This is a genomic window from Curtobacterium sp. MCLR17_043 (genome assembly GCF_003224215.1).
Taxonomy (GTDB): Bacteria; Actinomycetota; Actinomycetes; order Actinomycetales; family Microbacteriaceae; genus Curtobacterium; species Curtobacterium flaccumfaciens.
This window is the reverse complement of record NZ_QKLH01000006.1, coordinates 142,183-156,281: the sequence shown is the minus strand read 5'-3', so window position 1 is coordinate 156,281 and position 14,099 is coordinate 142,183. Positions and strand designations below refer to the sequence as shown.

Sequence of the window (14,099 nt, the reverse complement as noted above, 5' to 3'; positions counted from 1 at the left end):
CAACGGCCAGCGTCGTCCCTGTGATCAGTCGCATCGCGTTCCCCGATGGTTGGCCAGCCGTGCGTTGCCAGGGACTGTACGCGCACGGCGGCCGGGCGGCGGGGCCGGCACATCGCAGCAGCGGTCACGCGGAAGCCGTCTCGGCTTCGACAGGCGTCACGAGGTCCGGGTCGCACCGATCGCCCAGACGCGGGGCGGTTCGGCACCGTTGACGGCGTGGTCACCGATGATCCGCGCCTTGAACACCCACGGGTTGTGGCTGCCCGCGGTGCGAGCGTTCCGCCAGTGCCGGTCGAGGTTCTTCGTCGTGCTCACCCCGGACGCCGCGAGCGCGTCGAACAGATGCGAGGTCGCCGTCGTCGCCAGGGTGGTCAGCGCCACCTGCGCCTGTGCGGTCGCGAGTTCGGCGCGGTCGTTGCGGCGCTCGTCCTCGGCTGTGTCGAGCCCGGCTCCCTCGTACGCACCCTGCAGGGCCGCGGCGGCCCGGTCGACGATGGCGGTGGCGGCGAACCCGGCCGCCGACACCTCGCCGACGACCTGGAGGATCTGCGGGTCGGCTGCGAACGTGTCGGCGTTGCCGTGCGAGAAGACGCGGGTGCGGTTCCGGACCTCGCGCGCGATCTCCCGCTCGGCTGCGAGGACGGACCCGGCGAGGACGCTCAACAGCACGCCCTGGTAGAACGCCGTCTGGTACTTGAACCGCTCGTTGAAGGGGATCACCGCGTCGGCCTGCACGACGGCGTCGTCGAAGGTGCTGGTACCGGAGCCGGTGGTGCGCTGCCCGAACCCGTCCCAGTCGTCGGTGTGCGTGACCCCGGGCTGGTGCGCGTCGACGATCGCGATGACCCGCTCGCCGGTGTCCGTGCGCTCGGCGTAGGTGTCGATCCAATCGGCGAAGATGCTGCCCGTCGAGTAGTACTTCTGCCCGGTGATCCGGAACGTCCCGTCCGGCTGCGGGGTCACCTTCGTGATCACATCGCCGACCTGCACTGACCCGACCTCGGTCCACGAGTTGCCGGCGATCTCACCGCGGCCGAAGCGGTCCAACCATCCCTCGCGTTCCCCGGTGCGGGCGACCAGCCGGTCCTCCACGATTGCGAAGTGGCCGCGGAGCGCCTGGGGGATGTTGCTGTCCGCGGCGGCGAGTTCGGTCAGCAGGCGGAACAGCTGGGGCAGGGTCGCCCCGGCTCCGCCGTGGGCGACGGGGACGCGGACGGCGCCGAATCCTGCGGCGGCGAGTTCGCGGATCTCCTCGAACGGGAGGCGGTGGTCGCGTTCGCGCTCGGAGGCGCCGGCAGCGATGCGGTCGAAGATCGGACGGAAACGGGCGAGGAGCTCGTCGTCGGCGCCCTCGTCGATCGTGCTGTCGGCGGTCTGGTTGCTGATGGTCACGAGGACTCCTTCGTGCTCTGGGTTGCTACCTGTCGCGTGGTGTGGCGCCGTGTGGTGTCGATTCGTCCGGTGTGGGCGGACAGCCCGACCAGATGTGCGCCATCGCGAGACTGTGGCATCGCCGAACGCCCGCGAGAAGGGTTGTGTCGATGTGTGTCAGAGGGTGACTTCCCATGACACGTGACCGCGCTGCCGCCCCGTGGGCGTTCGCAGCAGCCGTTTTCGCGGTGCTGCGCGTGTGCGACGGCCGCGGAGCCCGTCGGATGAAGACGGGCGTGCTCCTCCGAGAAACCCGCCTAGGCCACGCTCAGACCAACGCGCATCAACGACAGAGCACGCACCAGCCAGAGGACCGGCCACTGCCTGGCTGGGTGTGGGCGATAGCCGTGGTCTCGGCGCCGTTCACCCCAGTGGCGTTCAGGCCGGCGGGGTCGTCCCTGCGCCTTCGGTGTCGTCCGCGCCCGCAAGACCTGTCCCGGCCTGATCGAGGTTCTCGTGGGGGTCACCCATGTCCCCGGTTGCAGCGCCGGCGCGGGACAGCCCGAAGTGTTTGCGGACGGCGTTCGCCTCGGCGGGGGACAGGGTACGTCCGGCTCCGAGGGACGGCGCGTCCTTGATCGCGTCCTTCGTGTACCCGACGTGCACGTCCGTGCCGTCGAACGTGGCGTCGTCGGCGGGGACGAGCGCCTGGTGTCGCCCGAGCAGTCCCGTCGCGACACAGACGTAGGCCGCACTGCCGTCCTCGTCGGAGGGGAACACCTGCACGACCTTGCCGACTGATACGCCGTTGCGATCCCGGACAGTCGCACTCTCGACCTGGTGGATGACGCCCTTGGTGATCATGAACGTAGTCAACGCCCTCGAGTCTGACGCTTCGCAGACGCCCTCCTGCAGGCTGGCGCTGTGGACCCGATCGTCGGAGTCTGGGGCCGCGTTGCCACGCCACTCAATCGGCCGATCGCCCTCTGCGCGTCAACGACACGCCGGAACATCTCTGAAGTTGCAGATTTGATGTATCACTGAGTTGACTGCTCGTTGTCGGCAACGCCGCCGACGCGAGAGCCGGCTTTGATGCCGGAGAACGAGGGGAATTTCCATGAAGCAGTCGTCCTACGGATGCGTCGTCTCGATCGGCGCAGCCTGCGCCGTCGTCGCCGGTTCCGTCATCGTCGCCGTTCCGGCAAACGCCACGGTCACGCCGCCCGCCGGCAGCAACGCTGTTGAACCGCGAACGCCGTCCGAGGTGTTGTCGGCTGTCCGCGCTGACCTCGTCGCTTCCGGAGCCCCGTCCGACATCACGGCCTTCGACCGCCTCAGCGCTGATCAGCGCCATGAGCTCGCTTCGTACTTCTTGGATCCGAGCATTGCGTCCGCGGCCACCGCAGCCGCCGATGAGAGGGTGCTCGGGCCGGAGACTGTTCGGACGAACGGGGACTTTGAATGGGGAGAAACGCAACCGTCGGGCGCTGGACAGGCAGGAAACGGCGTCGGGGTGGGGACCAGGGCCGCATCCCGGTCGTCCTGGGGGAAGCAATGGTTCGCCTTCGCTGGAATCCGTCTCACCGAGACGAAGGTGTCGATGTCGTACCAGTACAGCGGTACTACAGCGAGGAAGATGCTCGGTTACTCGTGCACCGTCGTCAGGAACGTCCAGCCGTTCACTGAAGTGAGGACCTCCAAGAGCAGCGGTTACATCAGCGGCGGACAGGCCACTGCGAAGTGCAAGGTCGTCGTGAAGCGCGGTGTGCCGACTCCATGGGGCACGGTTGCGTGGAGCACCTACTCCTCGATCCAGCGCCTCAGCGCCAAGGGCAACGGCGCGATCACATACAACCGCTGGGAGTGAGCGGAATGGCGTCTTGGCAGGAGGAGCAGATGATGAATCCACTTGTTCCAACAGCGCTCGACGGCGTGCTGATGGCCGTATCCCTCTTCGCGCTGTTCCTCGCACTCGCAGCGTTCATCTCGCTAATCCGATCTCGGTCGACCTCTGGCCGTCGTTTGCTCGGATGGACTCTCGTCGTCCTGTTCGCTCCGATCATCGGGCCGGCAACGTGGTTCGTCGCTCGGCACCGCGAACGGTCGATCGAGCCCAGAAGTGACGACGTTGGCCAGCGGTGAGGGGAACTTTCGGTCGGATCAGCACCCTGTCCGCAGCACGAATCCGCGTGCCGTGTTCGCAGCCGTCGCTGCTGCGTTCCCCGTCGTGGTCGAGGTCGCGGTCACCAGCATCTGGTGGGATCGGTTGCCCGACCGGATCGCGACGACGTTCGGCCCGGATGGCAGCCCGAGCGGGTACGGAACTCCGTTGGGAACCGCGATCCTGCTCGCGGCGGTACAGGCGCTGTTCCTCGTGGGGGCGGTCGGCTCCGCTTTTGCTCGAGACCGGCGCAGAGGTCGCATCTCGTGTGCGGTCACCGCAGGGTTCGTTGCGGCTCTCGCGATGAGCTGGCTGATCATCGTGGGATTGGCGTCTTCGACGTTGAGTCCGACGGCTTGGTGGCTTCTCGCGGCGGCGCCCGTGTGGGCGTTTGTCCCGTACTGGTTGCTTTCCCCCGCGAGGGGCGGTGGAAGGTGACGCCACTGCCGGCGTGACCTGCCAGCCGGAGCGCAGCCGCGCCTCCAGATCGGATCGAAAGCCGCCCACGCGGCGGACGCAACACGAACGGCGGCTCTCCTCCTTCCGGAAGAGAGCCGCCGTGGTGTCTCGCGGTGATCAGTGGGCCGACGGGACCGCCGTGCCGACGAGCTCGGCCCGCACGATGTCCGCACCAGCCGACAGTGCGCCGAGCTTGTCCAGCGCCGCACCCCGCGCCAGGGGAGCCATCCCGCAGTTGGAGCTGGGGATGAGCTTGTCGGCATCGACGAACTCGAGCGCCCGACGCAGGACCTCCGCGACCTCCTCCGGGGTCTCCACGGTCTCGGTCGCGACGTCGATCGCCCCGAGCATGACCTTCTTCCCGCGGATCAGCTCGACGAGCTCGAGCGGAACGTGCGAGTGGATGCACTCCAGCGAGACGATGTCGATCGACGACTGCTGCAGGAGCGGGAAGGACTGCTCGTACTGCCGCCACTCGGCCCCGAGCGTCTCCTTCCACTTGTTGTTCGCTTCGATGCCGTAGCCGTAACAGATGTGCACGGCGGTCTCAGCGTGCAGGCCCTCGGTGGCGCGTTCGAGTGCGGCCACACCCCAGTCCTGCACCTCGTCGTGGAAGACGGTGAAGGCGGGCTCGTCGAACTGGATGATGTCGACGCCGGCGTCCTGGAGCTCCCGGGCTTCCTGGTTGAGGATCGTCGCGAACTCCCACGCCAGCTTCTCGCGGCTCTTGTAGTACTGATCCGAGAGGGTGTCGATCATCGTCATCGGGCCGGGCAGCGCCCACTTGATCGGCCGGTCGGTCTGGGCGCGCAGGAAGCGAGCGTCGTCCACGAAGACCGGCGCCCGGCGGCTCACGGCACCGACCACGGTCGGGACGGCCGCGTCGTACCGGTCACGGATCCGGACGGTCTCCTTGCGCTCGAGGTCGACGCCGTCGAGGTGCTCGATGAACGTCGTGACGAAGTGCTGGCGGGTCTGCTCGCCGTCGCTGACGATGTCGATGCCGCGTCGCTCCTGCTCGTGGACGGCGGAGCGGAGTGCGTCCTGCTTGCCCTCGGTCAGTGCTGCTCCTTGCAGCTCCCAGGGGGACCAGAGCCGTTCGGGCTCGGCGAGCCAGGACGGTTTCGGCAGGCTGCCGACGATCGAGGTGGGGAGGAGAGAACGCATGGGGGTGACGGTCCAGTCAGTCGAAGGGCAGAGGAAGTCAGCGCGCGAGGGCGGGATCAGCCAACCGGGCGAGGAGTGCGTGGTGCGGCCGCACCAGGTGCTCCTCGGTCCACCGGCCCTGCGTGATCCCGAGGCGGCTGCGTTCCTCACGGTCGTAGGTCACCGGGGTGGGCGTGAAGTCGGTGTGGTCGAGGGTGGGGCGGTAGGTGCTCCCTGCCGGGGTGTTCGCGGCGTAGACCTCCGGCCGGTAGATCTTCTGGAACGTCTCCATGGTGGCGATCGTGCCGATGAGCTGGAGGTCCGTGTAGTCGCCGGTCAGGTCGCCGCGCGTGTAGAACGCGAGCGGGGCAGCCGCCCCGGCGGGCTGGAAGCACCGGACCCGCATGCCCATCCGGCCGAAGTAGTCGTCGGTGAGCGAGGAGTGCTCGTGCTCGTACTCGGCGCCGAGCACCGGGTGGACGTACCCGTTCCGGCGGTAGGTCTGGCTCGTCGAGACACTGATGCAGACGACGGGCTCGGCACCGAACTGCGACCCGAACACGTCTGACTCCAGGAAGCGCTGGAAGAGCGCCCCGTGCAGCTGGCCGAAGTCGGACGGCAGTGACGGCGACGACGGCAGCAGCACCGAGAAGTCGTAGTCGCGCAGGTACGACGAGAAGTTGTTGCCGAGGATCCCCTGGTGGCGCTCGCCGGTGTGCTCGTCGACGATCGTGACGTCGAGCATCTCGAGCAGCGGGAACTCGGCGTCCGAACCACCGTCGGAGAACTCCAGCGCCACCGAGACGATGTCGAGCTGCAGACGGTAGCGGTTGTGTGCCGCGGCCAGCTCGTTCGCGCGCCCGTCGATCATCGTCAGCGCAGCGCGGAGGTTCGGCTGACGGCGCTCGCCGCGCGCCAGGTTGGCGAAGTTCGTGGTCAGCCTGGAGCTGTCGGCGGGGGAGTAGTCCTCGTCGAACCGGGTCCGGGTGATGCTGAAGGTGAGGTCGTTCGCCATGGTCGGCAATCTGTTCGTCGAGCGCCCGCGGGCGCTGGGGAAGGGGTGCCTCGATCATGACGGGAATGGCGAGCCATCAGGTAATACCGAGACCCTATGCACCGGTATAGCCTCGGCCTATGGCCCGGGTCTCGAACGACATCACCCTGCAGCAGCTCCGGTACTTCATCGAGGTCGCGACGGAGGGCTCGATCAGCGCAGCGGCCGACCTGCTCTACGTGTCGCAGCCGACGATGTCCGCGGCGATGAAGGACCTGGAGACGCGGATCGGGCGCCCGCTCTTCACCCGATCGGCCCGAGGAGTCGTGCTCACCGTCGACGGCGTCGAGTTCCTCGGGTACGCCCGGCAGGTCGTCGAGCAGGTCTCCCTGCTCGAGCAGCGCTACGTCGGCGGACAGCGGTCGCGTCGGCTGCTCGGGGTGTCCGCCCAGCACTACTCGTTCGCGGTGGAGGCCTTCGTCCGGATGGTCGAAGCAGCGGCTGCGGACGAGTACGAGTTCTCGCTGCGTGAGACACGCACCTGGGACATCATCGAGGACGTCCGCACCCTGCGCAGTGAGGTGGGCATCCTCTACCGCAACGACTTCAACAAGCAGGTGCTCGGCAAGCTGCTGCGCGACGCCGGCGTCGTGTTCACACCGCTGTTCGTCGCGCAGCCCCACATCTTCGTGGCGAAGCGGAACCCGCTCGCGTCCCGAGACCGTGCGACCCTCGAGGACCTCGCCGACCTGCCTCGGCTCACGTTCGACCAGGGTGCGAACAACTCCTTCTACCTGGCCGAGGAGATCCTGTCGACGATGTCGAGCAAGCGGGAGATCCGGGTGTCGGACCGAGCGACGATCTTCAACCTCATGATCGGCCTCGGCGGGTACACGATCTCGACCGGGCTCATCAGCGACGACCTCGACCCCGAGATCGTCGCCATCCCGCTCGACGTCGACGAGCGCATCGAGATCGGCTGGATCGCGCACGCGTCGGTTCCCCTCACCGTGCAGGCGCAGGCCTACCTGGACGAGTTGCGTGCGGTGGTCACCAGCTACGGCGTGGAGCCGCTCGGGTAGGCAGGCGTCGGTCCGGCGGTTCCAGCGATCGGCCTGGAGGCCCGACACGCGTCCGTCAGGAGGCTGCGGTCTCGAGCATCGCCGTCACGTGCGGCGCGCTCCACCGCAGGAGCGCGTCAGATGGCGGGTCCTCGAGGTCCTCACCCCAGATCGCGACGGCGGCGCCCGACATCGGAGCCGCGAGCAGCGAACCGGAGTCGCCGTCCCACGCCCGGAGTGACCAGTTCTCGCGGAGGTCGGCGACGGTGTACTCGCTGTCCGCCGGTTCGAGGTCGGTCGGCACCTCGTAGAGGTAGTACGAGTTGTAGTTGAGCAGGTCGATCCCGGCCTGCTGCAGGTCGACCGCACTCGCCCGCCGTGCTCGCCGTTCGCGCCGCTCGGCTGCGTCCTCGGTGTCGCCGTCGAAGCTCCAGTAGGTGACGTGGATGCGCGGATCCAGTCGCCCGACCGCGACCCGATCGATCCCGTCGTTCCACGCCCAGACCTCGCGGTCGCCGACCGTCGCCGCCATCGCGTTCATCCAGGCGACGCGTTGGGCGGCGGAGACGTCGTCGCCCCATTCGTCCCCGCCGATGTGCACGGTTCGGCTGGTGGGGAAGGTCCGCTGCACCTCTGCGTACAGCTTCTTCGCCAGGGCGAGACTCTCCGGCGCCGACGTGTCGAGTTCGTTCTCGCCCGAACGGATGCGGTCGACCCATGTCTTGCCGTACTGCGCCTCGAGCAGGGCGAAGGCGGCGGCCATGTGTCCGGGAGTGTCGATCTCCGGCACGATCGCGACGCCTCGCTTCGCCCCGTAGGCGGCGATCGAGCGTGCCTGCGCGGCGCTCAGGAACGGGCGATGGGTCACGCGGCTCGTGTACACGCCGTCGTCGAGATCAGCGTTGGCGAGGGTCTGGCCGAGCACCGTGCTCTCGATCCCGACGTTCTGGTCATCGGTGAGGTGCAGGTGCAGGAAGCGGCCGCCATTGTCGGCGAGGAGGTCGATGTACCGCTTGATCAGCGCCACGGGGTAGTAGGCGCGAGCGACGTCGAGCATCACGCCCGTCTCCGGACGCGCGCGCTTCGTGGGCTTGGTGGTGACGGTCGCAGACGACGTGCGGCACTGCTTCGCGGAGTACGCACCCACGCAGGCGAGGACGGAGTACTTGCCGGCTTCGGCACGGGAAGGTGTCCCGCGAACTGCGGTGACCGAGGTGCTCGACCCAGCGGCGAGTGCTTTCACCGCGACCCGGCCGAGCGTGTACTTCTTCGTGCCGGCGGACAGGTACAGCCAGGCGGAGGAGGCCGGCTTCCGCACCGAGGCGGTGTTCTTGACCTTGAGCGTGGTGCGAACGCCGGTGCCGGTCGAGGTGACGGTCGTCGTCGCGGTGACCTTCGTGACCGTCACCGCCGAGGCTGCGGTGTCCGCTGATCCTGCCGTTGCACGGATGCCGACCAGGGCTGCTGCCGACACCGCGATCGCCAGACCGACCGCAAGCGTGCGTCTGGCGGACGATCCGGGACCCACGTTCCCCTGCTGACGCACCACGACGTTCTCCCCCTCGAACACCCGTTGCCCTCGCTGGATCAGGATGCGCGCACGATCGTATCCGCACCGCGTCGAACGCACATCGCCCAGCGACGTGCAGCGTGGCTCCTCAGCGGACCTCCGCACTCGCCCACAGCGCACGCACAAGACTCCGGGCGCGGCGAAGAACCGGCTGCAGGCTGAGGGCAGCCCCGACGACCAGCGTGCCGGCCTGCGCGAGGAGGAACGCCACGAGCGCCACCGGGATGAACGCGGTGACGATCCAAGCGGCGGCGAACCCCACGAGCATCACCGCGAGGACCCGCACGGCGGCGAAGTTCTGTGGACCGCGAAGGACCAGCAGCCCGCCGGCAGCGAAGGTCAACGGGACGAGTGCCTGCAGGACGACCGCGATGGAGAGCCACAGGTGACTGCTGGTCGCGGGGGAGAGGGCGGTCACGAAGACGACGGTGGCGGCCGCGAAGACGAGGTGCACGGCGCCGCGAGCGAGCGCAGCACCGGCAGCGGCCATGACTCCTGCTGACACCGAGATCGCAGCGACCATCAACACTGGCCCTGCTGCGATCAGATGCGTTCCGATGAAGCCGAGCAGGTTGTCGACCGCCAGCAGCGAGGCGCCGGTGGTGGCGACCATCAAGGCGGCGGCGGCAGCTCTGCGCACGGAGGGCCAGGTGCCTGACGCCCTCACCGCCTGTCTCCGCCCGCGTGGCATGCGACCCGGATCTTCTCCATGTTCTTCCTCTCGGTTCGCGCCTCGGCACGGCCAACCGATCCAGAATGCTGCACATCAATACGAGCCACAACCTTGCAGCTGCGATCACCACCGCGGAATCGCTCTTGACTACGTAGACAATCCCGTGGTTGTCTTGCTCCCACATCCGGTCCTGGCCGGTCCCACGGAGCAGCGAAGGAGCTGACGATGAGCGGCAACGCATCGGTTCATCGCCTCCGACCGGCCTCCATGACCGACGTCGCGACGCTGGCTGGCGTCTCCCAGAAGACCGTCTCCCGCGTGGTGAACGACGAACCGCACGTCACCGAGGCGGTCCGCGCCCGGGTCCTCAAGGCGATCGACGAACTGGGCTTCCGCCCGAACGCAGCCGCCCGCTCCCTCAAGTCGCAGCGCTCCCGCCGGATCGGTCTCATCACCATCGGCACGAACCTGTACGGCCCGACCGCCATGCTCACCGGCGTCGAGCAGGCGTGCCGCACGAACGGGTACAGCCTGGCCATCGTCCGGACCGTCGCCGCGACCGCATCCGAGCTCCAGCCGGCGGTCGACTCGCTCGTCGGCCAGGACGTCGAGGCGATCGTCTTCTCCGAGCCGGTCGAGAACCAGATGGACCAGCTCCGCCTGCCCCAGGGCGTGACGGTGCTGACGCTCGGGCCGCCGGACGTCGCCGACCGAGAGAACACCCTGGCGGTCGGTCTGGACGAGAGCGGCGCTGCGTTCGCGGCCACCGATCACCTGCTGGCCCTCGGGCACGAGACCGTGTGGCACATCGCGGGTCCGGCGGACTGGACCTCGAGTTCGCGCCGGCTGGCGGGGTGGCGGGCGGCGCTGCAGGACGCCGGCGTCGCCGAGCACGCGCCGGTCGAGGGGGACTGGTCGCCGCAGAGCGGCTACGAGGCCATGCGCTCGTTGCTAGGCCGTCCGGACCTGACGGCGGTCTTCGTCGCGAACGACCAGATGGCGATCGGCGCGATGGCCGCCATCCAGCAGCACGGGTTGTCCGTGCCGGGTGACGTCAGCATCGTCGGCTTCGACGACATGCCGATCTCGGCGTACCTGCCGACGCCGCTCACGACCATCCGTCAGGACTTCGACGAGGCCACCCGCCTCGCGATGCACCGCCTCTTCCGCACCCTCGACGGCCACCCGCCCGCCGAGCGCCACCGGATGCTGCCCGGCCAGCTGATCACGCGCGCCACCAGCGCGCCGCCGTCCGCTGAGCGGCGTCACCTCCGCCCCGCCGACTGAACCCCCGGACGGGAGGCGCGGCCCGCGTCCGTCCCGTGAGTGAGCGCTCACGCGCGCTCACCGCCACTTCCGCACGCACCTCGACGACGACGTCAGGAGACCTCCGTGACCCCAGTACCCAAGCGACTTTCCCCACCTGCGCCACCCGTGCCTCCAGGCCGTGGACCGAGCCGACGCGACCTGCTCCGGTGGGGCGCCGCCGCTGGCGGCAGCATCGCCCTCGGCGCGCTGCTCGCCGGCTGCTCCCCGCAGTCGACTGCCGCCGTCCGTTCCGGACGCGCCGACCTGTCCTTCTGGACCCACGACCCCGGCTACGAGAAGTTCTTCACCGAGGCGTTGCCGGTCGCCGACCGGAAGTCGGACTTCGACTTCGCGCTCGACATCACCACGATCGCGGCGGCGGACATCCCGACCAAGCTCATCGCGCAGGCCGTCGCCGGCACGGGGACGCCGGACGTCGCCGGGCTCGAGATCGGGGCGTTCTGCCGGATGCTCCGCGGGGACATCGCTGCCGAACTGCTGAGCGACCTCTCGCCGTCGGTGGCGTCGCGCAAGGACGACCTGATCGCTGCACGACTCACGCCGTTCTCGAAGGACGGGCACCTCTACGCGCTCGATTCGGACACCCCGTTGTGCGTCTACTACCACCGAGCCGACCAGTTCGAGGCCCTCGGCATCCCCGACGACCTGACGACGTGGGAGGAGTACATGGACGTCGGCGCGAAGCTCAACAAGAGCAAGGGCGTCTCGCTGCACGCCGTGGCGGTCACCGATCCGGGCGGCACGCTGCAGAGCTACCAGATCCTGCTACTCCAGCGGGGCGGCGACCTGTACGACGAGGACGGCGGCATCGCCATCCAGACGCCGGAGGCCGAACGCACCCTGCAGTTCCTGGTCGACGGTGTGCAGTCCGGTGCCATCGCGACGGTCGCCGACATGTACGGACCGAGCCTGCAGTCCGGGCTGAAGGGGGGCACGATCCTGGCCGTCGACATGCCCTCCTGGTACGCCAGCTACGGCATCAAGCCGAACGTGCCCGAGCAGAAGGGCAAGTGGAAGGTGCGGAACCTGCCCCGGTTCGCGGGTGGTGGCAGCACGACGAGCGTCGGCGGCGGCACCGGGTTCTCGGTGCTCCGCGACAAGCCGCTCACGAAGGCCGGGATCGACCTGGTGCTCGCCGCGTACCTCGACCCGGACCAGCAGGTGAAGCGCTATCAGGACCTCGGTTACCTGCCGACGCTCCGCTCGGTCTACGACGACCCGCGGCTCGCGGCGCTGAGCGACCCGTACTTCGGCGGGCAGCAGCTGTTCGGCGTCTACAAGTCGGTCGTCGACGACGTGCCCTCGCAGCACCAGAGCGCCGATGCCTCGATCCTGCAGACCGTCCTGAGCGGCTACCTCATCAAGGCCTACAAGGGCCAGATCTCCCCGAAGCAGGCGCTCGACGCCGCTGCGGCCGACTTCCGCGGCCAGACCCGCGCCTGAGGAGGACGACGTTGTCCACATCAACCGCCACCGGAATCCCGGTGTCCGCCACCACGACCACCACCGATCCACCCGATCGCCGTCGCCGCCGCCTGAACACGAACGGTGGCAGCGCGCCGTACCTCTTCATCGCGCCGTTCTACGTGCTGTACGGCCTGTTCATGATCGTGCCGGTGCTCGCCGCCGTGTACCTGTCACTCACCGAGTGGGTCGGCCTCGGCACGCCGAACTGGATCGGCCTGTCCAACTACGCGAACCTGTTCCGGGACACCAGCTTCGGCACAGCCCTGGTCAACTCGTTGATCTACACACTCATCGCCGTGTTCGTCATCGTGCCGTGCTCGCTCCTGGTCGCGCAGGCGCTCAACGCCAAGGGACTCCGCGCCCGAGACCTGTTCCGGGTGACGTTCTTCATCCCGATGGTGCTGTCGCCGATCGTCATCGCGCTCATCTACAGCCTGGTGTTCGACACGAACTACGGGCTGCTCAACGCCACGCTCAAGGCGTTGTTCGGACTGCCGAACACCGACTGGCTCGGCGACCCGACCCTCGCGAAGGTCGCCATCGGCTTCGTGCTCCTGTGGCGCACGGTCGGGTACCTGACGATCTTCTTCCTGGCAGCACTGCAGAACGTGTCGCCCGAGCAGTACGAGGCCGCGTCGCTCGACGGGGCAGGCACCTTCCGGAAGTTCACCAACGTGATGCTCCCGGCGATCCGACCGGTCACGGCGTTCGTTGTGGTGACGAGCTTCATCAGTGCCGCGCAGCTGTTCGACGAGCCCTACCTGCTCACCAAGGGCGGCCCGGGCGAAGCAACGCTCTCCGTCGCCATGTTCATCTACCGCGCCGCCTTCGAACGGCAGCAGTTCGGGTACGCGGCAGCCGCCGGTGTCGTGCTGTTCGTCGTCGTGTTCGGCGTCAGCCAGATCCTCAACCGCGCACTCGCCATCGGGAGGGACGCATGACCGCCACCACCGACCGCCCGGACACCCGGGCCGTCACGACCGCCGGAAGCCGGGCGCCCCGGTCCGGGCCGCCCCGCACCAGGGGCTGGATCGCTCGCCGCGGCCTGCTCTACGCCACACTCGTGGCGTTGCTGCTGGTCTTCGTGTTCCCGCTGCTCTGGGCGCTTTCCGGCTCGTTCAAGCAGCGTGGCGACATCTTCGCGACACCGCCCACGCTCATCCCGAGCCCGGCGACGGGGGAGAACTACACGAACCTGCTCGCCACCCAGCCGTTCTGGGCCTGGTTCGGCATCAGTGTCGGCACGGCCCTGATCGCGACCGTCGTGTCCGTGTTCGTCTGCGCGATGGCCGGGTACGGCTTCGCGAAGTTCCGGTTCCGGGGCAAGCGGATCCTGTTCGCCGTGATGTTCTCGTCGCTCTCGGTGCCGTTCGCGGTGATCCTCGTGCCGCTCTTCATCCTGGTGGTGAAGTCCGGGCTGACGAACCCCTGGTTCTCGCTCGTCGTCCCGTGGGTGGCGCCGGCGTTCGGCATCTTCATGATGCAGCAGTTCATCGTGCAGGCGATCCCCGACGAACTCATCGAGGCGGCCCGCATCGACGGCAACTCCGAGTTCGGCACGTTCCGCCGGGTCGTGCTCCCGCTGCTCCGACCGTCGCTCGGCGCCCTGGCGGTGTGGAGCTTCCTGCAGAGCTACAACTCCTTCCAGTGGCCGTTGGTCCTGCTGTCCGACTCGAGCCAGTACACGTTGCCCCTCGGCCTCAACGCGATCTTCGCGTCGGAGAACCGGTCGTACGACCTGGTGCTCGCCGGGGCCGTGCTGGCGAGCGTGCCGACGATCCTCGTGTTCCTGCTCCTCCGCAAGCAGCTGCTCGACGGGCTGACCGCGGGGGCGGTCAAGGGATGACCGACACCCGCACCCACCACCG

14 protein-coding genes are annotated in these 14,099 nt (G+C 68.4%); 8 read left to right on the top strand and 6 right to left on the bottom strand.

Annotated features, from left to right (window positions below; all coding sequences use genetic code 11):
* Positions 1–156: 156 nt before the first annotated feature.
* Complete coding sequence (locus DEJ03_RS07960; protein ID WP_110864182.1) at positions 157–1,392, bottom strand: acyl-CoA dehydrogenase family protein; 1,236 nt, start codon at positions 1,390–1,392, stop codon at positions 157–159.
* A gap of 417 nt (positions 1,393–1,809) precedes the next feature.
* Positions 1,810–2,235: a hypothetical protein gene (locus DEJ03_RS07955; protein WP_110864181.1), complete on the bottom strand. Its 426-nt coding sequence runs from the start codon at positions 2,233–2,235 to the stop codon at positions 1,810–1,812.
* A gap of 253 nt (positions 2,236–2,488) precedes the next feature.
* On the opposite strand from DEJ03_RS07955, the gene DEJ03_RS17695 reads away from it, so the two are divergent.
* Genes DEJ03_RS17695 through DEJ03_RS07945 form a run of 3 tightly spaced genes read left to right on the top strand, consistent with a single transcriptional unit; the run spans position 2,489 to position 3,970 of the window.
* Positions 2,489–3,238, top strand: coding sequence for a hypothetical protein (locus DEJ03_RS17695; protein ID WP_146237677.1), 750 nt, complete (start codon positions 2,489–2,491; stop codon positions 3,236–3,238).
* Positions 3,148–3,513 (top strand): PLD nuclease N-terminal domain-containing protein, encoded by a 366-nt coding sequence (locus DEJ03_RS18370; RefSeq protein WP_110864180.1) that lies wholly within the window; start codon positions 3,148–3,150, stop codon positions 3,511–3,513. Before DEJ03_RS17695 ends, DEJ03_RS18370 begins: the two co-directional genes overlap by 91 nt.
* 52 nt (positions 3,514–3,565) lie before the next feature.
* Positions 3,566–3,970 carry a DUF1648 domain-containing protein gene (locus DEJ03_RS07945; protein WP_181422645.1) on the top strand — a complete coding sequence of 135 codons (405 nt, stop codon included), beginning with the start codon at positions 3,566–3,568 and terminating at the stop codon, positions 3,968–3,970.
* Positions 3,971–4,108: 138 nt separating this feature from the next.
* Here the strand turns inward: DEJ03_RS07945 and DEJ03_RS07940 are convergent, their stop codons facing one another.
* Positions 4,109–5,158 (bottom strand): methionine synthase, encoded by a 1,050-nt coding sequence (locus DEJ03_RS07940; RefSeq protein WP_110864178.1) that lies wholly within the window; start codon positions 5,156–5,158, stop codon positions 4,109–4,111.
* A 37-nt stretch (positions 5,159–5,195) separates the two neighbouring features.
* Positions 5,196–6,152 (bottom strand): putative oxygenase MesX, encoded by a 957-nt coding sequence (locus DEJ03_RS07935; RefSeq protein WP_110864177.1) that lies wholly within the window; start codon positions 6,150–6,152, stop codon positions 5,196–5,198.
* Positions 6,153–6,271: 119 nt separating this feature from the next.
* On the opposite strand from DEJ03_RS07935, the gene DEJ03_RS07930 reads away from it, so the two are divergent.
* Positions 6,272–7,213, top strand: coding sequence for a LysR family transcriptional regulator (locus DEJ03_RS07930; protein WP_110864176.1), 942 nt, complete (start codon positions 6,272–6,274; stop codon positions 7,211–7,213).
* Positions 7,214–7,268: 55 nt separating this feature from the next.
* On the opposite strand, the gene DEJ03_RS07925 is transcribed toward DEJ03_RS07930, so the two are convergent.
* Together DEJ03_RS07925 and DEJ03_RS17895 are read right to left on the bottom strand one after the other, a co-directional pair.
* Positions 7,269–8,720, bottom strand: a complete 1,452-nt coding sequence (locus tag DEJ03_RS07925) for a family 20 glycosylhydrolase (RefSeq protein ID WP_181422644.1) — start codon at positions 8,718–8,720, stop codon at positions 7,269–7,271.
* A 130-nt stretch (positions 8,721–8,850) separates the two neighbouring features.
* Complete coding sequence (locus tag DEJ03_RS17895) at positions 8,851–9,402, bottom strand: hypothetical protein (protein ID WP_181422643.1); 552 nt, start codon at positions 9,400–9,402, stop codon at positions 8,851–8,853.
* Between the two features lie 258 nt (positions 9,403–9,660).
* On the opposite strand from DEJ03_RS17895, the gene DEJ03_RS07915 reads away from it, so the two are divergent.
* The 4 genes from DEJ03_RS07915 (at position 9,661) to DEJ03_RS18320 (ending at position 14,077) form a co-directional block, all read left to right on the top strand.
* Positions 9,661–10,722, top strand: coding sequence for a LacI family DNA-binding transcriptional regulator (locus DEJ03_RS07915; protein ID WP_220034123.1), 1,062 nt, complete (start codon positions 9,661–9,663; stop codon positions 10,720–10,722).
* A 147-nt stretch (positions 10,723–10,869) separates the two neighbouring features.
* Positions 10,870–12,207 carry an ABC transporter substrate-binding protein gene (locus DEJ03_RS07910; RefSeq protein ID WP_110864172.1) on the top strand — a complete coding sequence of 446 codons (1,338 nt, stop codon included), beginning with the start codon at positions 10,870–10,872 and terminating at the stop codon, positions 12,205–12,207.
* A gap of 11 nt (positions 12,208–12,218) precedes the next feature.
* A complete protein-coding gene (locus DEJ03_RS07905; RefSeq protein WP_220034122.1) occupies positions 12,219–13,172 on the top strand; it encodes a carbohydrate ABC transporter permease in 954 nt (317 codons plus the stop codon).
* Positions 13,169–14,077 (top strand): carbohydrate ABC transporter permease, encoded by a 909-nt coding sequence (locus DEJ03_RS18320; RefSeq protein ID WP_110864171.1) that lies wholly within the window; start codon positions 13,169–13,171, stop codon positions 14,075–14,077. Before DEJ03_RS07905 ends, DEJ03_RS18320 begins: the two co-directional genes overlap by 4 nt.
* Positions 14,078–14,099: the final 22 nt, after the last annotated feature.

Excerpts from the sequence above, each read along its gene's own strand:
- DEJ03_RS07915 (WP_220034123.1), top strand. The coding sequence starts at position 9,661 with ATGAGCGGCAACGCATCGGTTCATCGCCTCCGACCGGCCTCCATGACC.
- DEJ03_RS17695 (WP_146237677.1), top strand. The coding sequence starts at position 2,489 with ATGAAGCAGTCGTCCTACGGATGCGTCGTCTCGATCGGCGCAGCCTGC.
- DEJ03_RS18370 (WP_110864180.1), top strand. The coding sequence starts at position 3,148 with ATGGGGCACGGTTGCGTGGAGCACCTACTCCTCGATCCAGCGCCTCAG.
- DEJ03_RS07935 (WP_110864177.1), bottom strand. The coding sequence starts at position 6,152 with ATGGCGAACGACCTCACCTTCAGCATCACCCGGACCCGGTTCGACGAG.
- DEJ03_RS18320 (WP_110864171.1), top strand. The coding sequence starts at position 13,169 with ATGACCGCCACCACCGACCGCCCGGACACCCGGGCCGTCACGACCGCC.
- DEJ03_RS07930 (WP_110864176.1), top strand. The coding sequence starts at position 6,272 with ATGGCCCGGGTCTCGAACGACATCACCCTGCAGCAGCTCCGGTACTTC.
- DEJ03_RS07955 (WP_110864181.1), bottom strand. The coding sequence starts at position 2,235 with ATGATCACCAAGGGCGTCATCCACCAGGTCGAGAGTGCGACTGTCCGG.
- DEJ03_RS07940 (WP_110864178.1), bottom strand. The coding sequence starts at position 5,158 with ATGCGTTCTCTCCTCCCCACCTCGATCGTCGGCAGCCTGCCGAAACCG.